This window comes from Janthinobacterium sp. (genome assembly GCF_031995485.1).
Lineage (GTDB): Bacteria > Pseudomonadota > Gammaproteobacteria > Burkholderiales > Burkholderiaceae_D > Janthinobacterium.
In genome coordinates, this window is sequence record NZ_DAMAGB010000037.1 from 28,552 (window position 1) to 54,898 (window position 26,347).

The 26,347-nt window shown below is 64.8% G+C and carries 21 protein-coding genes; 12 read left to right on the plus strand and 9 right to left on the minus strand.

Annotation, left to right across the window (positions count from 1 at the left end):
• The first annotated feature begins 9 nt into the window (after positions 1–9).
• Together RTQ46_RS19005 and RTQ46_RS19010 are read left to right on the plus strand one after the other, a co-directional pair.
• Positions 10–699, plus strand: coding sequence for a hydrolase (locus tag RTQ46_RS19005; RefSeq protein ID WP_312439049.1), 690 nt, complete (start codon positions 10–12; stop codon positions 697–699).
• A 72-nt stretch (positions 700–771) separates the two neighbouring features.
• Positions 772–1,047, plus strand: a complete 276-nt coding sequence (locus RTQ46_RS19010; RefSeq protein WP_312439051.1) for a XapX domain-containing protein — start codon at positions 772–774, stop codon at positions 1,045–1,047.
• 113 nt (positions 1,048–1,160) lie between these two features.
• Here the strand turns inward: RTQ46_RS19010 and RTQ46_RS19015 are convergent, their stop codons facing one another.
• From RTQ46_RS19015 to RTQ46_RS19025, 3 genes are all read right to left on the minus strand, one after another.
• Complete coding sequence (locus RTQ46_RS19015) at positions 1,161–1,817, minus strand: response regulator transcription factor (RefSeq protein ID WP_312439053.1); 657 nt, start codon at positions 1,815–1,817, stop codon at positions 1,161–1,163.
• Positions 1,818–1,864: 47 nt separating this feature from the next.
• Complete coding sequence (locus RTQ46_RS19020) at positions 1,865–2,740, minus strand: ATP-binding protein (protein ID WP_312439055.1); 876 nt, start codon at positions 2,738–2,740, stop codon at positions 1,865–1,867.
• A gap of 109 nt (positions 2,741–2,849) precedes the next feature.
• On the minus strand, positions 2,850–3,815 hold the full coding sequence (locus tag RTQ46_RS19025) for an alpha/beta hydrolase (protein ID WP_312439056.1): 966 nt from the start codon (positions 3,813–3,815) through the stop codon (positions 2,850–2,852).
• A gap of 182 nt (positions 3,816–3,997) precedes the next feature.
• Here RTQ46_RS19025 and RTQ46_RS19030 point away from each other — a divergent pair, with 182 nt between their 5' ends.
• From RTQ46_RS19030 to RTQ46_RS19075, 10 genes are all read left to right on the plus strand, one after another.
• Positions 3,998–4,414: a DoxX family protein gene (locus tag RTQ46_RS19030; RefSeq protein ID WP_312439058.1), complete on the plus strand. Its 417-nt coding sequence runs from the start codon at positions 3,998–4,000 to the stop codon at positions 4,412–4,414.
• Positions 4,415–4,633: 219 nt separating this feature from the next.
• Complete coding sequence (locus tag RTQ46_RS19035; protein WP_312439060.1) at positions 4,634–5,179, plus strand: sugar dehydrogenase complex small subunit; 546 nt, start codon at positions 4,634–4,636, stop codon at positions 5,177–5,179.
• Positions 5,176–6,753, plus strand: coding sequence for a GMC family oxidoreductase (locus tag RTQ46_RS19040; RefSeq protein ID WP_312439062.1), 1,578 nt, complete (start codon positions 5,176–5,178; stop codon positions 6,751–6,753). Before RTQ46_RS19035 ends, RTQ46_RS19040 begins: the two co-directional genes overlap by 4 nt.
• Positions 6,750–8,153, plus strand: coding sequence for a c-type cytochrome (locus tag RTQ46_RS19045; RefSeq protein ID WP_312439063.1), 1,404 nt, complete (start codon positions 6,750–6,752; stop codon positions 8,151–8,153). Before RTQ46_RS19040 ends, RTQ46_RS19045 begins: the two co-directional genes overlap by 4 nt.
• A gap of 279 nt (positions 8,154–8,432) precedes the next feature.
• A complete protein-coding gene (locus tag RTQ46_RS19050; protein WP_312439065.1) occupies positions 8,433–8,804 on the plus strand; it encodes a hypothetical protein in 372 nt (123 codons plus the stop codon).
• Positions 8,805–9,002: 198 nt separating this feature from the next.
• Positions 9,003–11,411 (plus strand): catalase, encoded by a 2,409-nt coding sequence (locus RTQ46_RS19055; protein ID WP_312439067.1) that lies wholly within the window; start codon positions 9,003–9,005, stop codon positions 11,409–11,411.
• Between the two features lie 174 nt (positions 11,412–11,585).
• The gene (locus RTQ46_RS19060; protein ID WP_312439068.1) at positions 11,586–13,316 is read left to right on the plus strand and encodes an MFS transporter; all 1,731 of its coding nucleotides are present in this window, start codon (positions 11,586–11,588) and stop codon (positions 13,314–13,316) included.
• Positions 13,303–14,487 carry an HlyD family secretion protein gene (locus RTQ46_RS19065; protein ID WP_312439069.1) on the plus strand — a complete coding sequence of 395 codons (1,185 nt, stop codon included), beginning with the start codon at positions 13,303–13,305 and terminating at the stop codon, positions 14,485–14,487. Before RTQ46_RS19060 ends, RTQ46_RS19065 begins: the two co-directional genes overlap by 14 nt.
• Complete coding sequence (locus RTQ46_RS19070; protein WP_312439070.1) at positions 14,484–15,878, plus strand: efflux transporter outer membrane subunit; 1,395 nt, start codon at positions 14,484–14,486, stop codon at positions 15,876–15,878. Before RTQ46_RS19065 ends, RTQ46_RS19070 begins: the two co-directional genes overlap by 4 nt.
• Positions 15,879–15,950: 72 nt before the next feature.
• A complete protein-coding gene (locus tag RTQ46_RS19075) occupies positions 15,951–16,691 on the plus strand; it encodes a hypothetical protein (protein WP_312439071.1) in 741 nt (246 codons plus the stop codon).
• A 143-nt stretch (positions 16,692–16,834) separates the two neighbouring features.
• Here RTQ46_RS19075 and RTQ46_RS19080 read toward each other — a convergent pair whose 3' ends face one another.
• The 6 genes from RTQ46_RS19080 to RTQ46_RS19105 form a co-directional block, all read right to left on the minus strand.
• Positions 16,835–17,821 (minus strand): hypothetical protein, encoded by a 987-nt coding sequence (locus RTQ46_RS19080; RefSeq protein ID WP_312439072.1) that lies wholly within the window; start codon positions 17,819–17,821, stop codon positions 16,835–16,837.
• A 164-nt stretch (positions 17,822–17,985) separates the two neighbouring features.
• On the minus strand, positions 17,986–21,096 hold the full coding sequence (locus tag RTQ46_RS19085; RefSeq protein ID WP_312439073.1) for an efflux RND transporter permease subunit: 3,111 nt from the start codon (positions 21,094–21,096) through the stop codon (positions 17,986–17,988).
• Between the two features lie 9 nt (positions 21,097–21,105).
• Complete coding sequence (locus RTQ46_RS19090; RefSeq protein WP_312439074.1) at positions 21,106–22,266, minus strand: efflux RND transporter periplasmic adaptor subunit; 1,161 nt, start codon at positions 22,264–22,266, stop codon at positions 21,106–21,108.
• Between the two features lie 27 nt (positions 22,267–22,293).
• Positions 22,294–23,697 carry an efflux transporter outer membrane subunit gene (locus RTQ46_RS19095; RefSeq protein ID WP_312439075.1) on the minus strand — a complete coding sequence of 468 codons (1,404 nt, stop codon included), beginning with the start codon at positions 23,695–23,697 and terminating at the stop codon, positions 22,294–22,296.
• Positions 23,694–24,473: a CerR family C-terminal domain-containing protein gene (locus RTQ46_RS19100; RefSeq protein ID WP_312439076.1), complete on the minus strand. Its 780-nt coding sequence runs from the start codon at positions 24,471–24,473 to the stop codon at positions 23,694–23,696. The genes RTQ46_RS19095 and RTQ46_RS19100 overlap by 4 nt, the downstream gene beginning before the upstream one ends.
• Before the next feature lie 386 nt (positions 24,474–24,859).
• Positions 24,860–26,212, minus strand: coding sequence for a response regulator (locus RTQ46_RS19105; protein WP_312439078.1), 1,353 nt, complete (start codon positions 26,210–26,212; stop codon positions 24,860–24,862).
• Between the last annotated feature and the right edge of the window lie 135 nt (positions 26,213–26,347).

Below are 26,347 nucleotides of genomic sequence, written 5' to 3' on the forward strand. Positions count from 1 at the left end.
GATGTCATCATGACGAACGCAAAACTTGAAGTCCTCACCCCCGACAATTGCCAGATCATCTTTATCGACCAGCAGCCGCAGATGGCGTTTGGCGTGCAATCGATGGACCGCCAGGCACTGAAAAACAATACCGTGGGCCTGGCCAAGGCCGCCAAGGTATTCAATATCCCGACCATCATCACCACCGTCGAAACGGAAAGTTTTTCGGGCCACACCTACCCGGAACTGCTGGACGTGTTCCCGGGCCAGGACATCCTGGAACGCACCTCGATGAACTCGTGGGACGACCAGAAAGTGCGCGACGCACTGGCTGCCAACGGCAAGAAAAAAGTGGTCGTCTCGGGCCTGTGGACGGAAGTGTGCAACAACAGCTTCGCCCTGTGCGCGATGCTGGAAGGCGACTATGAAATCTACATGGTGGCCGATGCCTCGGGCGGCACCTCGAAGGAAGCGCACGACTACGCCATGCAGCGCATGATCCAGGCTGGCGTGGTGCCGGTCACCTGGCAGCAGGTACTGCTGGAATGGCAGCGCGACTGGGCCCACAAAGAGACCTACGACGCGGTCATGAAGATCGTCAAGGAACACTCGGGCGCGTACGGCATGGGCGTGGACTACGCCTACACCATGGTGCACAAGGCGGCACAGCGCACCACCACCGAACACAAGACGCTGGCGCCAGTCGCGGCCAACAAGTAATCGCCGATACCGGTCCAAGCCGCCGCGCCCGTTTTCGAGCGCGGCGGTTTTTTTTATTGAAAGGATAGCATCATGAAGCTGTATGTAATTTCGCTGGCCGTGGGCCTGCTGGTCGGTATTATTTACGCCGTGCTGCAGGTGCGCTCGCCGGCGCCGCCGGCGATCGCCCTGATCGGCCTGCTGGGCATGCTGATCGGCGAACAGATCGTGCCGAGCGTCAAGCGATTGATGGATGGCGAGAAGATCACCGTGTCGTGGCTGCGCAGCGAATGCGTGCCGAAGATCAGCGGCGTGGAGGCGAAGCCGGTGGTGGTGGCCAAGGCCAAGCCGGAAGATGAGATTGCCTGATTAAACCCAACGGCTTGAAGGGCCGGGGTCGGTCGCTTCGCGATCGTAATACGTCCCATCGGGACGTATTGCTCGGTCGGGTCCGACCCCGGTTTTGCCTCCGGGTTTGACGCTCAAAAAGCCCCCAGCAACCCCCGCTGCGAGGCCACCGTCGCCGCCTCGGTGCGGCTCGACACATTGAGTTTCGACAGAATATTGTTGACGTGAAACTTCACCGTCCCTACCTCGATCCCCGCGCTGCGCGCGATCATCTTGTTGCTTTTGCCGGCCGATAAGTGCTGCAGGATGTCGAGCTCGCGCTTGGACAGGCGGTTCGCGTCGATGCGTTCGGCCAGCTGGGCCGCCAGTTCGGCCGGCAGGTACTGCTTGCCGGCTGCCACGCTGCCGATGCACTCGGTCAGCTGATTGAAGCCGGAGGCTTTCAGCAGGTAGCCACGGGCGCCGGCGCGCAGGCCGCGGTGCACGTTTTCTTCGCCTTGGTAGGTGGTCAGGATCACGATGCGGGCGTCGGCGTCGAACGCGCAGATATGCTCGATCGCCTGCACGCCATTCATTTCGGGCATGTTCAGGTCCATCAGCACCACGTCGGGACGCAGGCGCTGGTACAGTTCGAGCGCCTGCTGGCCGGTCGAGGCCTGGCCCAGCAGGCGATAGCCTTCAATGGAATTGATCAGGGAAGCGAGGCCCGCCAGGATCAGCGGATGGTCGTCGGCGATCAGGATGGAAATCGTGGTGTCGGCCGGCTCGCCGGCGGCAGTTGTCGTGTGCATGATGTGTTCCTTCAAATACGCCCTTGCGGACGCTGTGCGGCGCAGGGTCAGGGCGATGGCACGGTAAAGTGGAAGATGGTGCCGCGTGGCTGTGCTGATTCGTGCCACAGCTGTCCGCCGTGGGCATCGATGATGGAACGGCAGATCGCCAGGCCCATCCCCATGCCGTCCGGCCGGGTCGAATACAGGGCGTCGTAGATCTGCGCCGCCGCATCGGGCGCCACGCCGGCGCCGCTGTCGGCCACGCTGAAGTGCAGCATGGCGCCGTCGCGCCGCGAACGCAGACTGAGCGTGCGCGGGTGTGCGCCATTGCCCTGCATCGCGGCGATGGCGTTGGTGACCAGGTTCATGATCACCTGCTGCATTTGCGTGCGGTCGGCACGCAGCAGTCGCGGGCCCAGCGCCAGCTGCAGGTCGACGCTGATGGCGTGGCGTTGCAGTTCGGCGCGCAGCAGTTGCAGCACTTCCCGGGCGGGATCGTCCGCCGGAAAGGCATCGGCCAGGCCCGGGGACTTGCAGGCGAGGCAGCGCAGGCTGCGGATCACGGCGCTGGCGTTGTTGCCGGCGCTGGCGATCAGGGAGAGTGCTTCACGCACATGGTCGAGGCGTGGCGGGTCCTGCTCCAGCCAGCGCAGGGCGGCGCTGGCGTTCAGGGCAATGGCGGCCAGCGGCTGGTTCACCTCGTGGGCGATCGACGCGGCAAACTGGCCCATGGTGTTGATGCGCGCCGTGCGCGCCAGGTCCGCGTGGGCCGGTGGCTGCGGCTGGCTGGCAGTGCGGGGCGCCGGCTGATACAGGATGCTGGCCATCGTGGTCAGGCCATGCAAGTGGGGCGGGCGGTGCTGCGGCAGACTGGATGGGCGTTCATCGTCGGAGTCCTGTCGGTCGGTGCGGCCGATGCCGCGATAACACCGAGTATGCATGGACTTGCCGGCAATGCCGTTATACGAATGGGGGAAAGGCGGATGTTTTTGCGGCGTATCAGCCGCGAGACGGCATCGCCGGCGGGCGCCGGCGATGGTTTCACTCAGATCAGGACTTGATGAAGGCCAGCAGGTCTTCGTTCAGGCGATCCTTGTGGGTGGTTGGCAGGCCGTGCGGCGCGCCTTCGTAGATGATCAGCTTGGCGTTCTTGATGATCTTGGCCGAGGCCTTGCCGGCGGCGTCGATCGGCACGATCTGGTCGTCGCTGCCATGCACCACCAGGGTCGGCACGGTGATTTTTTTCAGGTCGGCCGTGTAGTCGACTTCCGAGAACTCCTTGATGCAGTCATAGGCATTCTTGATGCCGCACTGCATGCCTTGCAGCCAGAACGTGTCGCGCTGGCCCTGGGTGACTTTCGAGCCTGGACGGTTGGCGCCATAGAACGGGCCCGACAGGTCCTTGAAGAATTGCGAACGGTCGGCCAGCACGCTGGCGCGGATGCCGTCGAACACCGACATCGGCAGGCCGCCCGGGTTGGTTGGCGACTGCACCATCTGCGGTGGCACGGCGCCGACCAGCACGGCCTTGGCCACGCGCTTTTCGCCATGGCGGCCGATATAGTGGGCCACTTCGCCGCCACCGGTCGAGTGGCCGACCAGGGTCGCGCCCTTGATGTCGAGCGCGTCGAGCAGGGCTGCCAGGTCGTCGGCATAGGTGTCCATGTTATTGCCCTGCCAAGGCTGGCTCGACAGGCCATGGCCGCGGCGGTCATGTGCGATCACGCGGTAGCCGTGGCTGGCCAGGAACATCATCTGGTCTTCCCAGGCATCGCCCTGCAGCGGCCAGCCGTGGCTGAACACCACTGGCGTGCCGGTGCCCCAGTCCTTGAAGTGAATCACGGTGCCGTCCTTGACGGTGATGCTGTTGACGGTCTTGCCGGCAGCGGCAGCCGGCTTGGTCGCGGCAGCGGCGCCGCCGGCAGCCAGCAGGCCTGCGCCGGCGGCCACGCCAGCGACGCCGACCAGCAGTTTGCGGCGGGAGGTGATTTCTTCAGCTTCGATTTTCTTGGACATGATGTTTCCTTCAGAAGGGAGTGGGGTTTTGGTACACAGCATGAAGCAGTGTACGCAGCCGCCCGCTGAAACACTCCTGCCAAAAGACCAGTCATGTCTGCCTTTTTCGCCACCGGAACTGGCCTTTTGGCAGGGGCCGCGCCATGGGCCGCTGCCTATGATGCAGTTTTCCTGGAGCAATCATGAATCTCAAAAAACTGATGGCGGCCCTGGCCGGTCCTTTCACGCCCGACGTGGGCCTGTTGTTCGCGCGCGTGACGGGCGCGCTGCTGGTGCTGCACGTGCATGGCTTGCCCAAGCTGCTGCATTTTTCCGACGAACTCGCGCATATCGACGACCCGCTGCACCTGGGCCGCGCGCTGACACTGTACTGTGCGCTGTTTGCCGAACTGCTGTGCCCCGTGCTGGTGGCCATGGGCCTGCTGACGCGCCTGGCCACCTTGCCTTTCCTGTTCCTGCTGCTGGTGTCGATGTTCCTCGTGCATCCCGACTGGAGCATTGCCGATGGACAATTCGGCTGGCTGCTGATCATCGTCTTCGGCACGATTGCCGCCAGCGGCGCGGGCAAGTATTCGGTCGATGCGCATTTGCGGGGTTGATGTATGGTCGGCGTCAACAAGGTTGTCGGATTACGCGGCTTCGCCGCTAATCCGACCTACATCACCATGCAAAGATCGTAGGTCGGATTAGCGCAGCGTAATCCGACACCTCCCCGGCACTCAACCGTGCCATTGTTTTTTGAGCATGCTGGTATAGTCAACGCAGCCAGCCGCCCCACGCCGACAGCAGGGGCGGCGCCCACCTGCGAAAGGCCATGCATGCCGAAACTGATTTCTCCCATGCGGCGCACTTTGCTTGCCAGCGCCGCCAGCCTGGCCGCCGTCAGCGTCCTGGCGCCCTGGTCGTGGGCGGTCGATGCGACCTCGGCCAATACCACCGAAGCGAACCAGGGGCCGCCGCCCGCGCCCGCCGAATTCCTGGCGCTGTCCACACTGCTGATCCCGGACCTGCGCCTGGACGAGCATGTCGGCGCGCGCCTGCATGCGGCGCTGCTGCGCCAGGATGCGCAATTGCCCGTCAGGACGAAAGCGCTGGCCGATGTCGCGCGCAAGGGGCCGATAGCGGATGTCGAGCTGTTGCAGGAGGCCGTCAAGGGCGATGCGGTGCTGTCCGCCACCTTGCGCACCATCGTCTCCGCCTGGTACCTGGGCATCGTCGGCGATGAGGTGAGCGGGCAGGTGATCGCGTATGACCTGGCGCTGATGCGGGACGTGGTGCGCGATGAAGTGGTCACGCCCAGCTACTGCACGCGCGCACCGGGCTACTGGTCGGCGCCGCCGGGCCTGAAGGAAGGGGCTGCATGACGAATGCACTTTCCGCCGACGTGGTAATTGTTGGTTCCGGCGTGGCCGGCGCGCTGGTGGCGCATGAGCTGGCACAGGCCGGCGTATCGGTGCTGCTGCTCGAAGCAGGCCCGCGCATCGAGCGCTGGCGCATCGTCGAGAATTTCCGCAATACGCCAGCGAAAGACGATTTCATGGCGCCGTACCCGTCGACCGCGCACGCGCCACACCCGCAATATGCGCCGCCCAACGATTACCTGATCTTCAAGGGCACGCACCAATACAACTCGCAATATATCCGCGCCGTCGGCGGCACCACCTGGCACTGGGCCGCGTCCACCTGGCGCTTTTTGCCGAACGACTTTCGCATGCGCACGCTGTACGGCGTGGGGCGCGACTGGCCGATCAGCTACGACGAGCTGGAACCGTATTACTATCGCGCCGAGGTGGAGCTGGGCGTATCCGGGCCGAACGACGGCACCGATCTCGGTTCGCCGCGCAGGCAGCCGTATCCGATGGATCATTTGCCGCTGTCGTACATGGACCAGCGTTTTTTCGACGAGCTCAACGCCAAAGGCTTCAAGGTGGTGTCCGAGCCGGTGGCGCGCAACAGCCGCGCGTACGACCGGCGGCCTTCCTGCTGCGGCAATAACAACTGCATGCCGATCTGCCCGATCGCCGCCATGTACAGCGCCATCATCCATGTGGAAAAGGCGGAAAAAGCCGGCGCGCGGCTGATCGCCGACGCGGTCGTCTACCGCATCGAGCTCGATGGCAAGCGCGTGGCCGCCGTCCATTACAAGGACCCCAAAGGCGTGTCGCACCGCGTGACCGGCAAACAGTTCGTGCTCGCCGCCAATGGCATCGAAACGCCCAAGCTGATGCTGCTGTCGAATGTGGGCAACAGCTCGGACCAGGTAGGGCGCAACCTGATGGATCATCCGGGGACCGCTGTCACCTTCCAGGCCAGCGAGGATCTGTGGCCGGGGCGCGGGCCGATGGAGCTGACCTCGATCGTCGACATGCGCGACGGCGCCTTTCGCCGCGAATACGCGGGCAAGAAGCTGCACTTGAATAACATGGCACAGACGGGCCACGCCACGCGCACGGCGCTGCACCTGGGGCTGGTGGGCAAGAAGCTCAACGCGGAAATCCGCCAGCGTGCCGCGCGCACCGTCAACTTCAACAGTTTTCATGACATCCTGCCCGATCCGGCCAACCGCATCGTGCCCAGCCGCGAGCACCAGGATAGCCTGGGCATTGCGCGCCCCGAGATCACCTATGCCATCGGCGATTATGTGAAGAAGAGCGCGGTGCATACGCGCGCCGCCTATGCGCGCATCGCGCAGCTGTTTGGCGGCACGGAAGTGACCTTTGACGACGAGTTTGCGCCCAATAACCACATCATGGGTACCTTGATCATGGGAAGGGATCCGAAGACATCGGTGGTCGACGCCGACTGCCGCACGCACGATCACGACAACCTGTTTATCGCCGGTAGTGCCGTGATGCCGAGCGCGGGCACGGTCAACTGCACGCTGACCCTGGCCGCGCTGGCGCTGCGCCTGGCCGACCGGCTGCGGGGGAAGGCATGAAGCTGGCGTCGCTGCTGATGACCTTGATGCTGGCGGGCGCCGCCCATGCGCAGGAGGCTGCTCCGGCGCCGCCCGTTGCGCCCTTGCCCGGTAGCGCCGCCGACCAGATATTGCGCGGCCAGTACCTGGCCACCGCCGCCGACTGCATCGCCTGCCATACGGTGGACCAGAAAAAGCCGTTTGCGGGCGGCTATCCGATCGCCACGCCGTTCGGCACCATCTACGGGTCGAACATCACGCCCGACAAGGAAACCGGCATCGGCAGCTGGACCGATGACGAGTTCGTGCGCGCATTGCACCAGGGCATCGGCAGGCATGGCGAACATCTGTATCCGGCCTTTCCGTATACCGCGTTCAGCAAGATGACGCGCGACGATGTGCTGGCCATCAAGGCTTACCTGTTCAGCCTGCCACCCATCGTCCAGCAGACGCCGGCCAATCCGCTGTCGTTTCCGTTCAACCAGCGCGCCATCCTGGCCGGCTGGAAACTGTTCAACTTCCAGCCCGGCAAGCTGCAGCAGGATGACAATCCGGCCAATGGCCAGCTGCGTCGCGGCGCCTACCTGGCCGAGGCGCTGGCGCACTGCCAGGAATGCCATACGCCGCGCAACATCACCATGGGCCTCGATAAAAAACTGGCGTATGGCGGCGCCAATGTGGCTGGCTGGAAAGCCTACAACATCACGCCCGACCCGATGAGCGGCGTCGGCGCCTGGACCGATGCGGAGCTGGCGCAATACCTGCGCACGGGCGTGGTGAAAGGCAAGGCCTCGGCGGCCGGCGGCATGGCCGAGGCCATCGAACACAGCCTGCGTCACCTGAGCGAAGACGACATGAAGGCGCTGGTGCGCTACCTGCGCAGCGTGCCGCCCATCCACGACAGCCTCGACAGCAAGCCGCGTTTTGCCATGGGCAAACCTGCTACCGACGAGGTGGAGCTGCGCGGCCAGGAAAAAGTGAGCGCAAGCAATACGGCGGCCAGCCCTGCCGAACTGTTCAGCGGCAATTGCGCCAGCTGCCATGCGGCCAGCGGCGCCGGCAGCAGCGACGGCGCCTATCCTTCGCTGATGAACAACTCGGCCGTGGGCGCGCGCGACCCCAGCAACCTGGTAATGGTGATACTGCAGGGCGTCAGCCGCAAGACTGCCGAGGGCCATGCCTTCATGCCCGGCTTTGCCGACCGGTTGGACGATGCGCAGGTGGCCTCGCTGGCCAACTATATGCTGGGCCAGTTCGGCGACGAGCGCAGCAAGGTCGATGCCGCCTTCGTGGCGCAGCAGCGCGCCGGCGGGCCGCCGTCGCCGTTGCCCAAACTGATGGCGGGGGGCGCCCTGGCGGCGGTGCTTGCATTGCTGGCGCTGCTGGTCTGGTGGTTGCGCCGCCGTTTCATCAGGCACTGACAGTCCTGTTTGCACAACGATCCCTGCCGCCTTTCCAGGCCCGCAGGGATTTTTGTTATTTCCATCCGGAATTTTGCTATGGCCCACTAGGTGAGACACCGCACGGTTGGCTGTATCGGACGGGGTTAATGTAGCAACAACAGCTCGCTGCTGATGCAGTTGATACGCATCAGCCCGGCAGCGTTTAAGTCGCCTCTTTTTTATGGAGGCGAGGAAAATCATGATTCGGTCAGACATCGAGCATGGTTGGATTTTATTTATCACTAAAAGGAAACCATCATGAACGCAAACGCAATCGACAAAGCCGCCACCGACATCAAAGACACCGCCCAGGATGCCCGCAAGGATGCACACAACGCGGTCGACAAGGTCGCCGATAAAGTCGCCGACAAAGCCCAGCCAGTGATCGACAAGGTCGCTGCCAGCGTGCACAGCGGCGTTGAGCAGGTCGGCGAAAAAATCAATGCCGTCAGCGATACCGTCAGCTCGGCGTCGGACAAGCTGGTTGAGCGCAGCAAAGAGTGGGGCGCCGCTTGCCAGCGCGCCGGCGAAACGGGCCGCACCTATGTGCGCGAACGTCCAGCCACCTCCCTGCTGGTCGCCCTGGCAGCTGGCTATGGCCTGTCGAAACTGCTCGGTGCACGCAAATAAGGCGTGAATCACTACTGACGCAAGCAGACACCAGTCTGTCGTGGGCGCTGGCCCGGTTTGCCTTTTAGGCGAGCTGGTCCGGCGCCCATCTGCGTGATGGCACAACAATTCGTATGCAGTTGAAACTGTTGGTCGTGTTCATTGTTTTTGCCTGGTAATTAAACTTAGTTTTAAAAAATCCTCACTTACAGGAGATGTATGGCTACCAATAAGAAAGCACCATCCACCGATGGCGCAGGTTCCGTCTTGAGCAGCATGGCCGGTCCTTCCGAAACGACGCCGCCGCAAAGCCTGGGCAGCAGCAACGAGGCAGCCGACACCCTGCTGCGCAAAGTTGCCGCCAGTCAAGCCTTGTCCGACGCCATGCCCGCCAATCCGAATGTCGCCGGCCAGTATGGCGATGCGGCCCGCACGCCGCTCGAAGGCGTGCATGTGGACGCCACCGATCCGGCCGCCACCGGCAGCACCACGGGCGAAACCGTGGCGTCGCCGAAACTGGGCGCGGGCAAGCCGCAACTGGGCGCCAATGCCAACAACCTGCCGCTCGACCGCGTGCGCGCCGACGACAGCGGCTGCGTGCTCACTACCAACCACGGCGTGCCGGTTGGCGACAACCAGAACTCGCTGAAAGCGGGCCTGCGTGGCCACACGCTGCTGGAAGACTTTATCCTGCGCGAAAAGATCACGCATTTCGACCATGAGCGCATCCCCGAGCGCGTGGTGCATGCGCGCGGTTCGGCCGCCCATGGCTACTTCGAATGTTATCAGGAGCAAAGCGACCTGACGCGCGCTTCGCTGTTCAGCAAGGCCGGCAAGCGCACGCCCGTGTTCGTGCGTTTCTCGACCGTCGCCGGCGAACGCGGTTCGACCGATACGGCGCGCGACGTGCGCGGCTTTGCCGTCAAGTTCTATACGGACGAAGGCAACTGGGACCTGGTCGGCAACAATATCCCCGTGTTCTTTATCCAGGACGCCATCAAGTTCCCGGACCTGGTGCATGCCGTCAAGCCGGAACCGAACAACGGCATTCCGCAGGCTGCCAGCGCGCATGACACGTTCTGGGATTTCGCGTCCCTGATGCCGGAAATTTCCCACATGCTGATGTGGGTGATGTCGGACCGTGCGATTCCGCGCAGCTACCGCACCATGCAGGGTTTCGGCGTCCATACCTTCCGCCTGGTCAATGCGGCAGGCCAGTCGGTCTTCTGTAAATTCCACTGGACGCCGGCAGCCGGCACCCATTCGCTGGTCTGGGATGAAGCCGTCAAGATCAGCGGCGCCGATTCCGACTTCCACCGCCGCGACCTGTGGGAAGCGATCGAAGCGGGCGAATATCCCGAGTGGGAACTGGGCTTCCAGGTGTTTACGGAAGAGCAGGCCGAAGCGTTCGAATTCGACGTCCTCGATGCCACCAAGCTGATCCCGGAAGAAGTGATTCCACTGATCCCGGTCGGCAAGATGGTGCTGAACCGCAATCCGGACAACTTCTTTGCAGAAACGGAACAAGTGGCGTTCTGTACCGCGCACCTGGTGCCCGGCATCGATTTCACCAACGATCCGCTGCTGCAGGGCCGCATCCACTCCTACGTCGACACCCAGCTGACGCGCCTCGGTGGTCCGAATTTCCATGAAATTCCGATCAACTCGTCCGTTGCCCAAGTACACAACAACCAGCGCGACGGCATGCACCGCCAGGCCATCAACCGTGGCCGCGTGGCGTATGAGCCGAACTCGCTGGCCGGCGGCGCGCCGTTCCAGGCAGGCGAGCGCGGTTTCAACAGTTTCCCGCAACCGACCGAAGGCGACAAGGTGCGTGGCAAGGCCGAGAAGTTTGCCGAGCACTTCGGCCAGGCGCGCCAGTTCTTCATCAGCCAGACGCCGGTCGAGCAGGACCATATCGTCAACGCCTTCCGCTTCGAGCTGACCAAGGTGCAGACCGTGGCGATCCGCGTGCGCATCGTCTCGATGCTGCGCAATGTCGATGAAATGCTGGCGCAGCGCCTGGCCGATGGCCTGGGCCTGGCGCTGCCGCCGGCCATGCCGCGCATGGCCATCGTGCCGGTGCCGGACTATCCGGCAGCGCCATCGCTGTCGCTGACTTTCCGTCCGGGCAAGACCGGTATCCATACGCGCCGCGTGGCGATCCTGGTGGCGCCAGGCAGCGATGCTGTGCAGGTGCGCAATATCTACGCGTCGCTGCTGGCCGATGGCGCCGTGCCGCGCCTGGTGGCCAGCCAGCTGGGCCGTGTTGACACGACTGCCGGCGCACCGCTGGCCGTGGAAGTGACGCTGGAAGCGGGTCCGTCGGTGCTGTTCGACGCTGTCGTGATCCCTGATGGCGAAGCGGCCGCGGAACGGCTGGCGATGGATGCGAACGCGCTGGACTTCGTGCGCCAGCAATTCCGTCACTGCAAGCCGATGCTGGTGAGCGACGCCGGCAAGGGCTTGCTGGACAAGGCCGGCGTGCCGACCACCTTGCCTGACGGTAGCCCTGATCCGGCCATCATCATTGCCGCAGCTGGCGATGTAAAAGCGGTGGCCGCTTTCAAGAAGGCGCTGGCCGCGCACCGCGAGTTTGCACGTGAAACAGATCCGCCGCGCGTGTAATTGTAGTTAACCCCAAGCGAAGGGCTGGGGTCGGCCCCTGAGGGTCCGACCCCAGTCGTTGCCTTGGGGTTTTATTTGCTTTCCCTATTGCTTCCCCCCACCCGCAACATAACCAATAAAATTTCCCTGCGGTGATATGCTGCTGCCTGTAGCCGTTCATGCTTGACAGCAGCAATGAACCGCGCCAGCAAACCCGATCACGACAGCCGCATGGACAAGTACACACCAAGAACCTGGAATCCGGGAGAACGCCCGAACTTGCCCGGTTCGCCCTCGACGCCCGAGCACTCGACGCCGAAGCGCGTCGCGTACTTTATCGTCGGCCTGATCGTGGCCCTGACGGGTGGCCTGGGCAATGGCCTGGTGACGGCCAACCTGCTCAACCTGCAAGGCTCGCTGGGCGCGTATGCCTACCAGATGCAGTGGCTGCCGGCCGCCTATGTGATGACCATCGTCTCGATGAACCTGCTGCTGGTGAAGTTTCGCCAGCAGTTCGGCCTGCGCCTGTTTACCGAAGCCTTCCTGATCCTGTATGCGCTGGTGACGTTTGCCCACCTGTATGCCAATACCCTGTCGTCGGCGATCGCCGTGCGCGCCGCGCATGGCATGGTCGGCGGCGCGCTGGGGGTGCTGGGCCTGTATTACACCTTGCAGGCCTTCCCCGCCAAACACCGCCTGAAGGGCGTGGTGCTGGGCCTCGGCTTTGCCCAGCTGGCGCTGCCGCTGGCGCGCATCTTTACCTCCGAACTGCTGGAACTGGGCGAATGGCACGGCCTGTACCTGTTCGAGCTGGGACTGTGCCTGCTGGCGCTGGGTTGCGTGCTGGCGCTGAAGCTGCCCCCGGGCGACCGCATGCAGACCTTCGAGCCGCTCGACTTCCTGACCTTTATTTTGTTCGCGCCGGGCGTGGCGCTGCTGTGCGCGGTGCTGGCGCAGGGCCGCACCGCGTGGTGGATGGAGTCCGAATGGGTGGGCGTGTGCCTGGTGGCCTCCATCGTGCTGATCACGGCCGCGCTGGCGATCGAGCATAACCGCACGCGCCCGCTGCTCAATACGCGCTGGCTCAGTACCGGCAAGATCGCCAAGCTGTTTCTGTCGGTGCTGCTGTTTCGCATCGTGCTGTCCGAGTCGACCGGCGCGGTGGGTTTTCTGCAGGCGCTGGGGCTGAACACGGATCAGATGCAGAACCTGTTCGTGGTGGTGCTGCTGGGCAGCGTGGCGGGCCTGTTGCTGAGCGCCGTGATGATCAATCCGGCGCGGGTGCACCGCTCGCTGATGTTCGCGCTGCTGCTGATCGCCATCGGCTCCCTGATCGACGCCCACGCCACCAGCCAGACGCGCCCCGTCAACATGTATGTCAGCCAGTTCCTGCTGGCCTTTGGCGGCACCTATTTTCTGGGACCCACCATGGTGGCCGGCATGGGCGCCGTGATTGCCGAACCGCGCAATCTGGTCAGCTTTTCCGTGATGTTTACCATGACGCAGAATATCGGTGGCCTGCTCGGTTCGGCCATCGTCGGCACGTTCCAGACGGCGCGTGAAAAATACCATTCGAGCTACCTGGTCGAGCACCTGACCATGCTTGACCCGAACGTGGCCGCGCGCGTGCAGTCGGGCGCCAGCGCCTATGGCAGCACGCTCACCGATCCCGTGCTGCGCAGCGCCGCAGGCGTGGCGCGCCTGGGCGCGGCCGCCACGCGCGAGGCCAATGTGCTGGCCTATAACGATGTCTTCCTGATGATCGCCGCGGTTGCCATCGTGACCCTGCTGTGGATGCTGGTCAGCCAGTTCTGGACCGACATCACCAGCGGCGCGCGGCGCCTGGTCGGTCCCGTGCGCGACGCGCAGACCGCCATGTCCATCGTCCCCATTACCAATTCGGAACCGAGCAATGACAGAAAATAACAATCCGCCGCCCGCCGCTGCGCCAGCGTCCACTCCCGCCCCTGCCGCACCGGCCGCTTCCACGCCACCGCCGCCGGACCGCCGCCTGCAGTGGCTGTCGACCATCGCGTTTGCGGCGGTGGCCATCGTCGGCGTGCTGATCGTGCTGTATGCGTGGCGCCTGCCGCCATTTACCAGCCCGATCGTCACCACCGAAAACGCCACCGTGCGCGGCCAGGTGACGGTGATCGGCACGCAGCTGTCCGGCTATGTGGTGGAAGTCAATGTGCAGGATTTCATGGATGTGAAGGCGGGCCAGCTGCTGGTGCGCATCGACGACCGCATCTACCAGCAGCGCTACGAGCAGGCGCAGGCCCAGCTGGCCGCGCAGGAGGCGGCGCTGTCGAACTGGACGCAGCAGCGCGCCAGTTCCGAGGCGGGCATTGCGGTCAGCCGCGCCGCGCTGGCGAACGCCGAAGCGCAGGCGAAAAAATCGGCCGCCGACCTCAATCGCGTCGAGCAGCTGGTGGCCGACGGCTCGCTGTCGCAGCGCGAATTCGACCAGTCACGCGCCACCCAGGCGCAGATGGCGGCCGCGCTGGCGCAGGCAAAAGCCAATGTCGATATTGCGCAGCAAAGCGTGCAGTCGGTGGTGGTCAACAAGCAGGCGCTGGCCGCCGCGGTCGCCAATGCGCAGGCGGCAGTGAAAGCGGCGAAGATCGATCTCGATAACACGCGCATCATCGCGCCGTCGGACGGCCAGCTGGGCCAGGTGACGGTGCGCCAGGGCGCGTTCGTCAATTCCGGCTCGCAGCTGATGGCCGTGGTGCCGCGCCAGATGTGGGTAATCGCCAATTTCAAGGAAACCCAGATGAACGGCGTGCAGGAAGGGCAGAGCGCCACCTTCCACGTCGACGCGCTCGATGGCGCCGTGCTGACCGGCCAGGTGGAGCGGATTTCGCCGGCCACCGGTTCCGAGTTTTCCGTGCTGCCGGCCGATAACGCCACCGGCAACTACCTGAAAATCGCCCAGCGCATTCCCGTGCGCATCCGCATCGATGCGGGCCAGGCCAATGCGCGCCGGCTGGTGCCGGGCATGTCGGTGGTGGTCAGCGTCGATACGTCGGCCGTGCTGAACGACTCGGCGGACAATCCGGCGCCGCCGCCGGCACCGAAGAAAGCAAAACCATGAAGCGCCGCCCGCTGTTGATCGTCGCCGCACTGGCGGTGGCGCTGGCAGGCTGCGCCGCCAAGGCGCCGCCGCAGCCTGCGTCGAGCCTGCAGCTGCCGTCTGGCTGGCGCGCGCAGGCGGCTGGCGCCGAGCCGGGTTCCGCCAGAGTCGAGCAGCTGTGGTGGCAGTCGTTTGGCGACCCGGTGCTGAGCAATCTGGTGGCCACCGCGCTGGCCCACAATGGCGACCTGCGCGTGGCGCGCGCCCGCGTGGAGGAATACCGCGCGCGCCTGGCGCAGGCCGGCGCCAACCATGCGCCCACGCTGTCGTTTGACGGCTCGCCAACACGCACGCGCACGCTGGCCTCGAGCGGCGTGCCGTATGTGACGAATGTCTTCCAGGCCGAGCTGCAGGCCAGCTATGAAATCGACGTGTGGGGAAGGCTGGGCAAACTGACCGATGCATCGGCCGAGAGCTTTCGCGCCGAGCAGGCCAGCCTCGATGCGGCGGCGCTGTCGATTGCCGGCAGCGTGGCCACGGCCTACCTGAATTTGCGCGGCCTCGATGCCCAGCTGGCGCTGACGCAGGCCACATTGGAACTGCGCGTGCAGTCGCGCGAGCTGGCGCGCAAGCAGTTCGAGGTGGGCTACAGCTCGCAGCTCGAATGGCAGCAGGCGCAGTCGGAGTACCATGCTGCGGCCGAACAGATACCGCAGCTGGAACGCCAGATCTTCGAACAGGAAAACGCGCTGGCAGTGCTGGTCGGCGGCAATCCCGGCCCGATCGCGCGCGGCTTGACTTTGCAGGAACTGAGCGCGCCGCCGGTGCCGGCCGGCCTGCCGTCCGAACTGCTGCGCCGCCGCCCCGACATCGCGCGCGCCGAACATAACCTGGCCGCTTCCAACGCGACGCTGGCGGCCACGCGCGACCAGCTGCTGCCCTCGTTCAAGCTGACCGCCACCGGCGGCGGCCAGGCCACCACGCTGACGGACTTTTTGCATGCGCCCACGGCCCTGTGGCGCCTGAGCGCGCTGGCGGCCGGCCCGCTGTTCGACGGCGGTCGCGTGCAGGCGCAGACCGATATCGCCGGCGCCCAGCGCGACCAGCTGGCGTACACCTATGAAAACGTGGTGAGAAACGCTTTTTCCGAAACCGAGAACAGCCTGGGCGCCATCTACCGGCTGCGCCAGCAGGCGGTGGAGAACGACGCGCGCCGCGCTACCTCGGCCGAAACGCTGCGCATCGCGCACAACCGCTACCGCAACGGCTATGCATCCTACCTGGAAGAACTCGACGCCCAGCGTTCGCTGTACAGCGCCGACGTGGGACTGCTGCAGCTGAAGACGCGCATCCTGGTCGCTTCGGTGGATTTATACCGCGCCATGGGCGGCGGCTGGCAGCCGGCACCTTAAGTTTTGCGGCATGGCAGGCTGATATGAGCCGGTGTAAGATCGGCCATCATCAATGAATGGAGAAAGAAGGGCATGGAGATTCTCGGCATAGGCCTGAACATACTGGTCGCGTTATTTTTTGCGGTGCATGTGGTGCGCAACGGGCAGCCGCTGTACTGGCTGCTGATACTGTTCATCTTCCCCCTGCTGGGCAGCCTGGTGTATTTTTTTGCGATCTACCTGCCCAACTCGCGCCTGCCGCAGGGCGCGCGCAAGGTCGCCTCGGTGGCAGTACAGGTGTTTGACCCGCACCGCGAACTGCGCGAAGCGCGCGCCGCCTACGACTATACGCCGACGGCGCAAAACCAGATGCGCCTGGCCAGCGCGCAGCTGGAAGCGGGCGACCCGCAGGCGGCGGCCGGCACCTATGAAGCCTGCCTGCAGGGCGCGTTCGCATCCGACCTGGAAATCCGCATGGGCGCCGCGCGCGCCTACCTGGAATGCGAACGCGGGGCGGAGGCCCTGACGCACCTGGAATTCATCCGCCGCACCGATATCCATTTTCGTCCCGAGGTCGTCGCGCTGCTGACGGCGCGCGCGCTGGCGCAAAGCGGGCGGCAGGCGGAAGCGAAGGCGGAATTCGACGATGCGATGACGCGCTACGGCAGTTTTGAAACGCGCGCCGAATATGCGATCTGGGCGCTGCAGCAGGGCGACACCATCCTGTCGGAGCGCCTGTGCCAGGATATCGACAGCGCTGCAAAGCGCTGGACCAGCCATACGCGCGAGATGTATGCGCCGCTGATGGCGCGGCTGGAAGCGGTGCGAAAATAGCCGGCATCCATTCGCGGGGCGGGTAGGTCGGATTGGCGCTTGCGCGTAATCCGACGCCACCACCGGCCGCGCCAACTATGTTGTCGGCTTACGCGCCTATGCGCTGGCGCGCTAATCCGACCTGCGCATGGTCCGGAGTCGTTTCACACCTCCGGCACGATGTTCTTCCCCTCCACCAGCTTGTACTTCTTGCCATCGAACGCATAGCGCGCATGGCCGCTGATCGGGGTGGTGGTGCGCGGTGGCTCCTGGTCCGGCTTGACGGTCACGCCCGGCTTGATTTTTTCCCTGGCGCCCTTGAAGTCGATCAGCAGGTCGTCATACGCCCCGCCATCGCGCGCGGCGGCAAAGTGCCAGCTGCCGTCGACCATCCAGCATTCTTCCGTCTCGGGTCCGCAGGCGCCGTCATTGTCCGAGTGCAGTTCGATGCCGCCTTCCAGTGACGTGACCTTGTCCTCGCCCAGTTCGAACAGCGCCAGCTGCGTGATCGTGTAGCCCTGGCCCGTGTAGCCGTGGCGGATCACCAGGCCCGGCTTGCCGGCGCCCAGCATTACCCAGTGCACCTCGCCGAGCTGGCCGGACGAGCCCAGGCTGTCGATGTTTTCCATCCGCCTGACCACCTGCCACGACTCGTCGCCGGGCTTGCCCTTGGGCGCCAGGTAAAACACGTTGAGCAAGCCTGGCGAGGCGTGGGCCGATTCGGCCGTACCTTCGTTGTTGGCCGTTTCCGCATTGGCGACCAGGATGGCGCGCCCGTCCGGCAGCAGCTTGTGACTGACGGCGCTGACCACATAACTGAGCTTGTCGGCGTTTTTTTCCTTGCTGTCCGGGTCGGGCAGGTCGGCCAGCGCATCGTCGCTGTCGGGACGGTAGTTCTTGCCGAAGACGGCGCGCATCATGTCGGCCTCCAGCTTGCTGTCGCGCGCGCGCGCCTCGGGGGTTTTCATGTCGTCGGTCTTGGCGGCCACTGCGGCTTCGGCGGCTGGCGTGTCGGCCGGGGCGGCTGCGGGAACAGCGGGCGGTGGCGGCGCGGCGGCGCTGGCCTGGGCCGGCACCGGTGCGGTCTTGTCCGAGCAGGCGCCGAGCAGAGTACAGGCCAGTAACAGCGCCAGCGGTTTTGTATGGTTCATGAGAGTGCCAATTGCGTAATAGACGATTGGCGCAGTATGCCAGATAGACAAAAGCGATGGCGCAGGCACGGGGCCTGGCCATCGCTTTTCTTGATTTGCTCAGCCAACGATGTTGTCGGATTACGCGGCGCCGGGGCCGCTAATCCGACCTACGTATCGTTAGCTCAATGCTTGTCGAGCGCCACTTTGCCTGCGGGTGCCTTGTGGCGGCGCAGCTTGTCCCTGAGACGCTTGAGCAGATGTTCGAGGTCGTCGATATAGGTGAACACGGCCGGCACCACCAGCAGGCTCAATAGCGTCGAGGTGATCAGGCCGCCGATGACGGTAATCGCCATCGGCGAGCGGAAGCTCGGGTCGGCGCCCCAGCCCAGCGCCAGCGGCATCATGCCGGCGCCCATGGCAATCGTCGTCATCAGGATCGGACGGCTGCGCTTGTGGCAGGCATCGACCAAGGCATCGAAACGGTCCATGCCGGCCTCGCGCGCCAGGATTGCATAATCGACCAGCAGGATCGAGTTCTTGGTAACGATCCCCATCAGCATGATCAGGCCGATCATCGATGGCATCGACAGGGCGCTGCCGGTGATCAGCAAGGCCACGAAGGCGCCGCCGATCGACAGCGGCAGCGCCGCCAAAATGGTTACCGGCTGCATGAAGTCCTTGAACAGCAGCACCAGCACACAGTAGATGCACAGCACGCCGATCAGCATGGCCAGGCCGAAGCTGGCGAACAGCGAGGCCATTTCCTGCGCGTCGCCCAGTTCCGCGATCTTGACGGAGGCCGGCAGGTTCTTCATCGACGGCAGCGCGCGCGCCTCCTCGTTCAATTCGCCCAAGGTGCGCGAGCCGAGTTCCACGTCCAGCGTCACGTTGCGGCTGCGGTTCAGGCGGTCGATCTGCGCCGGGCCGCTTTCCATGGTGACGCTGGCCACGCTGGCCAGGCGTACCGGGCCGTTCTTGCCGGGCACGGTCAGGCGTTCGATGGCGGCCAGGTCGGCGCGCACGCTGTTGGGCAGCTTGACGCGGATCGGCACCTGCCGTTCGGGCAGGTTCATCTTGGTCAAATCGGTATCGTAGTCGCCGGCCGTGGCCACGCGCACCGTTTCGCCGATCGACGCGGCGGTGACGCCCAGGTCGGCCGCCTTGGCAAAGTCGGGGCGCACGATGATTTCCGGGCGCACCAGCGAGGCGCTGGAGTTGACGTTGCCGATGCCTTTCAAACCGCGCAGTTCGCGCTCGACCTTTTGTGCGGCAGCCATCAACGCAACCGGGTCTTCCGAACGCAGCACCAGCTGCATCTTGACGCCCGTGTCGGGCGGGCCGACGGTGAAGCGGGCGCCGGGAATGGCGTCGAGCTTGCCGCGCAGCTGCGATTCCAGTCCCGCCATCGATTCCTTGCGGTCGGTGCGGTGCACGGTGGTCAGGGTCAGCACGGCGCGGCGCGCTTCAGCGGCCGCGCCCGGCGCGAACGCGTCGCCGCTGGAGCCGCCACCGATGGAGCTGAAGACGCCCTTGATGCCGGGCACCTGCATCGCCGCATTGCGCGCCTGCGCCGCCACCGCCTGGGTTTCCGCCAGCGTGGAGCCGGGCGGCAGCTCCAGGTTGATCTGCGTCTGCGCGCGGTCGGCGGCCGGCACGAAACCGGTCGGCAGCAGCGGCACCAGCATGATGGAACAGACAAAGAACACCATCGAGGCGATCGCCGTAATGCCGCGGTGGTTCAAACACCAGCGCATGGTATTGAGGTAGCGCGTCATCAGCCAGCTGTCCTGTTCTTCCTTGTGCGCCAGCGGTTTCAATATATACGCCGCCATCATCGGTGTCAGCAGCCGCGCCACCACCAGGGACGCCAGTACCGCCAGCACGGCGGTCCAGCCGAACTGCTTGAAGAACAGGCCGGGAATGCCGCTCATGAAGGCGGTCGGCAGGAACACCGCCACCAGCGCAAACGTGGTGGCGATCACCGCCATGCCGATTTCATCGGCCGCTTCCATGGCCGCTTCCATCGGCGACTTGCCCATGCGCAGATGGCGCGAGATATTTTCGATCTCCACGATGGCGTCGTCGACCAGCACGCCGACCACCAGCGCCAGCGACAGCAGGGTGACGGTATTGAGCGTATAGCCGAACCAGTAGATGCCGAGGAAAGCCGGCATTACCGACAGCGGCAGGGCGGCGGCAGCGACCAGCGTGGCGCGCCAGTCGCGCAGGAACCACCATACCACCAGCACGGCCAGCAGCGCGCCTTCGTACAGCAGTTCCATCGAGCCGTCGAAGTTTTCCTCCACCGGGAAGGCATTGTCGATCGACTGCTGGATCACGATGCTGGGGTTTTCCTTCTGCAGGTCTGCCACCGCCTCGCGCGCGCCATTGGCAACCGCCACTTCGCTGGCGCCCTTGGTGCGGAATACCTCGAATGCCACCACCCGCTTGCCATCCTGCTCGGCCAGCGCGCGCGGCTCGGCGATCGTGTCGCGCACATTGGCCACCTGGTCGAGGCGCACGTGGCGTCCGTCCGGCAGCGGAATATCGACGCGCGACAGTTCTTCCGCCGTCTTCACGGTGGCGATGGTGCGCACCGACTGTTCGGCGCCGCTGACGTCGCCGCGTCCGCCGGGCGCTTCGCGTTGCACCAGGCGCAGCTGGCGCGATACATCGAGCGCCGACACCTTCAGCGCGGCCATCTGCGCTTCGTCGAGCTCCACCTGGATCTCGCGGTACACGCCGCCCAGGCGCGTGACGGCGCCGACACCGGGCACCGTCAGCAGGCGCTTGGCGACCGTGTTGTCGACATACCAGGACAGGTCGGGCGCATCGAGCGGATTGTCGACGCCCGGCTTGGGCGAGGCGATAAAGGTCAGCACCACCCGGCCGGCCGTGGAGGCCTTGGTGACGGTTGGATCGCGCAGCTCGGCCGGCATGTCGGCCTTGACGCGCGCCACCGCATCGCGCACATCGTTGACGGCTTCGGCGATCTGCTTTTCCAGAATAAATTCGACGGTGATGGTGGCCACGCCGTCGAGCACCTTGGTATAGATGTTCTTCACGCCTTGCAGGGTGGCGACCGAGTCCTCGATCTTGCGCGCCACTTCCGTTTCCAGCTGGGCCGGCGCGGCGCCCGGCAGCGAGGCGCTGACGGTGACGATCGGCAGTTCAATGTCCGGGAAGTCCTGCACCGGATTGGCTTTGTAGGCGAGCAGGCCGGCCAGCGTCAGCAATGCAAACAGCATGATGGCCGGAATCGGGTTCTTGATCGACAGGGAGGAAAAATTCATGATTTTTCCTTATTTCTTCGCCGGTGCTGCCGGTGCTGCTGGTGCTGCTGGTGTCGCGACATTGCGAACCAGGTCGCCATCATTGAGAAAGCCCGCGCCATTGACCACGATGGTGGTGTCGCCCGTGATGCCGCTCAAAATCTCGATGCGGTCCGTCAGGCGCCGTCCCGGCTGCACCTTGATCTGGCTGACGCGCTGGTCGGCGTTCAGGCGGAACACATAGCTGAAGCCGTCGCGCACGGCGATCGCCTGCTGCGGCACCGTCAATGCACCCGAGGTACCCAGTTCGAACGCGCCGCTGGCATACATGCCGGCCTTGAACGGCGCATTGCTGCCGGTGGTGGCCGGCAGGTCCACATACACCAGCGCCGAACGCGTCTGCGGATCGACCGTCGGCGCAATCATGCGCACCTTGCCGGTCAATACGCTGCCGTTGGCGGCCTTCACTTCGGCCAGCGTGCCCGGTTTCAGGTTGAGCAGTTCCGATGCCGTTACTTCGGCGCGCCATTCGAGGCGGCCCTGGCGGATCATGCGGAACAGTTCCGTACCGGCGCCCACTACCGAGCCGACCGTGGCCGAACGCGACGAAATCACGCCGCTGTCGGGCGCCACGACCTGCGTGTATTTGAGGCGCAGTTGCTGCGCCGCCAGCTGCGCCTTGCTTGATGCGATGCGGGCATTGGCCGTCTGTTCGGCCGTCAGGTACTGGCTGATCTGCTGGGCGCTGATGGCGCCCGTCGCCTGCAGCGAGCGAGCGCGCCCGGCGTTGGCCGCCGCTTCGGCTGCATTCGCTTCCGCTTCCAGCACGGCGGCCCTGGTCTGCGCCACGTCGGCGTTGATGGTGTCGTTCGAGAACACGGCCAGCACCTGGCCGGCGCGCACCACGTCGCCCACGTTGACGCGCACCTCCGTCAGGCGCAGGCCGTTCGATTCGCTGCCGATAACGGCTTCCTGCCAGGCGGCCACGTTGCCGTTGGCGCTCAATTTGATCGGCAGCCTGCTCGTTTGCGGTTTGGCGGTGGTAACCGTCAGCGCAGGTTTTTGCACCGCGTTCTTGTCTTTTTCGTCGGCCGCGGTGGAGGCGGGCGAATACAGCGCCACGCCGGCGCCGGCGGCGATGCACAGCGCGGCGATCGCCACGGTAATCGGTTTGAATGTCAGTTTTTTCATGTTCTAGTCCGTCCAGGGTGACGCGTCTCAGGGTGTCGGGGAGGTGGTGGCCTGGCTGGCATTCCAGCCGCCGCCGGCGGCGCGGTACAGCGCCACCCAGGCGCTGCTGCGTTCGCGCTGCAGATTGACCACGGTGTTTTCGGCGGCCAGGCGCGTGCGGCGCGCGTCCTCCAGTTCGATCAGGCTGGCCAGGCCATTCTTATAGCGGTCTTCGGTGGCGACAAACGACACGCGGTAGCCGTCCAAAGCCGTCTGTGCGTGGCTGCTGCGCGCATCCGTGCTTTGCAGGTTCAGCAGCGCTTCTTCCACTTCGCGCACGGCCTGGCGCACGCCGGCGCGGTATTTCACGACCGCCTCGTCATAGCGCGCCACGGCGGCATCGACCTGGGCGCGGCGGCGGCCGCCGTCGAAGATCGGCAGGCTGACGGCCAGCGGGCCGATATTCCAGGTGCTGGCCGTGATGCTTTCTCCACCGCTGCGGATATTGCCCTTGCCAATCGAGCCGGCCAGCGTCAGGCGCGGATAGCGCTGAGCCTTGGCGCCACTGACTTCAAAGCTGGCGGCCGCCACTTCGCGCTCGGCGCTGAAGATGTCGGGCCGCTGCGCCAGCGTCTGTGCCGGCAGCGCATTGATCGCCACGGGGGCGGGAACCACCAGCGGGGCCGCCGCCAGCTTTGCGCGCAGCGTGTCCTCCGGCATGGCGGACAAGGCCACCAGCGCCTGCACCTCCACGTCGCAGGCGGCGCGCTGTTCGATGGCGCGGCTGGCGCCTTCGGCGGCGCTGGCGCGCGCCAGCGCGGCGGTGGCTGGCGGCTGGAAGCCGGCGTCGGCGCTCAGCTGCGTCAGGCGCGCCGAATCGCTGCGCGAGGCGGCATCCTGTTCGGCCACGCTTTGCAGCTGGCGGCAGGCGCGCAGGCTGTAATACTGGTTCGCCACTTCGGCCGCGACCGATACGCGTGCGTCGTGCCAGCCGGCCTGCGCGCTGTCATAGCGTTCCTGGGCCGCGTCGCGCGTGGCGCGGTTGGCGCCGAAGACATCGATTTCCCACGACGCCTGCAGCGCCGCCTGCGAGGTGGTACCGCCCGGCTGCGCCGACTGCTGGCTGGTGCGCACCACGCTGCCGGTGGCGTCCAGCGCGGGCGCCAGCGCCGCGCCGCTGGCGACACGGTCGGCGCGCGATTGCACGATGCGCGTGCGCGCCGTGGCAATGGTCGGGCTGACCTGCTGGGCGTCGGCGATCAGTTCCACCAGCAGCGGGTCGCCCTGCTGCTGCCACCAGCTGGCCAGGTCGACCACGTTGCCGTTGTGCGGCAATGGCGCGTGCCAGCTGGCGGGGGCGGGCGCTTCCACGCTGCGTGGCGGTCCCTGCAAGGCGCAGCCTGCCAGCGCCAGCATCATGCTGGCGGCCAGGGCGTATTCAGACTTCCTCATGCTTGTCCTTTTGCGGTATCGATGGTTGGAATCGGGGTAATGGAATGCAGGCGGGCGCGCTCGACTTCGGCCATTGCCAGCGCATAGTCGACCATGCGCCCCAGCCAGGTCTCGGCCGCTTGTGGCGTGGCCATCAGCTGCGGGCGCAGCGTCTGGATCACTTCGGCGCCCACCATATGCTGCAGTGCGAGCGAAGCGATGGAAAACGACAGCCGGTGCATGTCGTCGCTGTCCGCCTTGGCGCCCAGGTGGCGCGCCAGCACGCGGGTAAATGCTTCGTGTTCCGGGCGGATATTCTGGTCGATCTCGCGCGCCCACAGGCCGGTCGGTTCCAGCATTTCGCGGCACCACAGGCGCATGGCGTCGCGCGCCATGTCGCCCTGCTGCATCGGCGCGAGCATCTGCGCATAGAAGCCCTGCAGGCTCTGGCGCAAGGTGAAATGGGGCTGGTCGAACAGCGCGATATTGTCCTGCGGGTCGCTCGACTGCTCGGCGAAGGCGGCGCGGTACAGGCCGGCCTTGTCGCCGAAGTAATAGCTGATGGCGGCCGCATTGGTGCCGGCCGCCTGCGCCAGTTCGCGCGTCGAGGTGCGGGCATAGCCCTGTTCGGCAAACAGGCGGATGGCACTGCGCAGCAGCCGCTCGCGCGACTGCTCGCCATCGGAACGGGGCTTGCGCGCCACGCAATGGCCGAACAGATTGCGCCAGCCGGGCTGGCACGCTGGCTGGTCCTTGTCGGACGCTTGAGGCGTCGCCGGAGGTGAAGGTTTTTTCATGCCTGGAATTAAATCACATAACTCAAACAAATGATATAACTTAATCGTTTGATTTAACTATGAGCAGCGAGAAAAATTTGTTGACGTCATGACGTCGAACGAAACCGTAGCGAGCGGCAGTGATTTGTGGCCGAGAAGCGCAGCCGTACTCAAGTACGGTGAGCATCGCCGGCCGCAAAGCGCGACGCGCAGCAGGTTTGGTTCGATGGCCTATAGGCAAAAAAAAGCCCGCGAACCTTGCGGCGCGGGCTGAATCCAAATGTTCGGAGAACGACTTGGAGGAGACAGTTACACTATAGCGCCGAAAATGGTGCAGTGCAATACCGTAGAACTACGGTGACGGTTTGACCATATTATCCATCTCCTCATATTGCAGTGCACACGGCTCAGGCCTTGCTGCGCAGGGCCAGCGTAAAAGTGCTGCCTTGTCCATAATCGCTGTTGAAGAACAGCGCGCCGCCGATGGCGTTGGCCAGGTTCTGGCACAGGTACAGGCCGAGGCCGGCGCCTTCCACATGGCGCGTCGAGGTGGAATCGAGCTGCGAGAAGGCCTGGAACAGCTTGGCCTGGTCTTCTTCCTTGATGCCGGCGCCGCTGTCGGTAATGCTCATTTCGGTCACCAGCGCGCCGTCTTCCTCGCGCTGGGCCAGGCCGATGCGCACGCTGCCCTGTTCGGTGAACTTGATGGCGTTGTTGAGCAGGTTGATCAGGATCTGCGTCAGTGCGCGGCGGTCGGTGTCGATCACCACCGGCTGCGAGCCGGCGTCCACTTCCAGCGCCAGGCCTTTTTGCTGGGCCAGCGGACGCAAGGTCTCTGCCACTTCGGCAATCAGCTGATGGCAGGGCACGGCCTCGATCGACAGCGTCAGCTTGCCCGCCTCGATCTTGGCCACGTCGAGGATGTCGTTGATCAGCGAGAGCAGGTGGCGCGCGCTGGCGCGGATGGTGGTCAGCTGCTTGTCCTGGTCGGCCGTGAGAGGCCCCGGCAGTTTCATCAGCAGCGCGCCCGTAAAGCCGATAATGGCGTTCAGCGGCGTGCGCAGCTCATGCGACATATTGGCGATAAAGGCCGACTTCATGCGGCTCGCCTCGGCCAGTTCCAGGTTTTTCAGCGCGATTTCGCGGTTGGTCGTTTCCAGTTCGGCCGCATGGTGCGCCAGGCGCATGTTCAGCTCGATCACCTGGCGCTCGCGCGCCTGCAGCTCGCCATTGACCTGCACCGCCTGTTCATAGGTCGAGATCAAGAGGTCGAGGATCTGCTGGCGCTCGGCATTGATGAAGTGCTTCTGGTCGCCCAGGTACAGCGCGATGCCGATCTCGACGTTCTGGTTCTTGCGCAGCTTCTGGTTCATCAGCATGTGGCTGATGCGGTTGAGCAGGTAGTCTTCCGCGTACGGCTTGCGGATGAAATTGTCGGCGCCGCACTCGATGCCGCGGATGATGTCCTTCGGGTCGTTGAGCGAGGTGACCAGGATCACGGGAATGTCGCGCAGGGTCGGGTCGGCCTTGATGGCGCGGCACAGGTCGTAGCCGTTCATCTCGGGCATGACGATATCGGACAGCACCAGGTGCGGCTTGCGCTCGCGGATGGCGGCCAGGGCCAGCTGGCCATTGGCGGCCACGCGCGCGTTGTAGTGCAGCGACTGGATCAGGCGGCGCAGGCGCTCGGCCTGGGTCGGGCTGTCCTCGACGATCAGGATTTCGATTTCGTCGGGCTTGATCTGGTTGTTGGAGTCCACGGACCTCTCCTTGAATTTCAGTGTATTTGGATGCTGGACGCGGCCGGCGCGCAGTATCGACATCGTGTGACTATATCGGATTTACCCTGTCAAAAGTAACTTCAGGGTAACTATTTCGGTGGTCCGTGCGGGCTG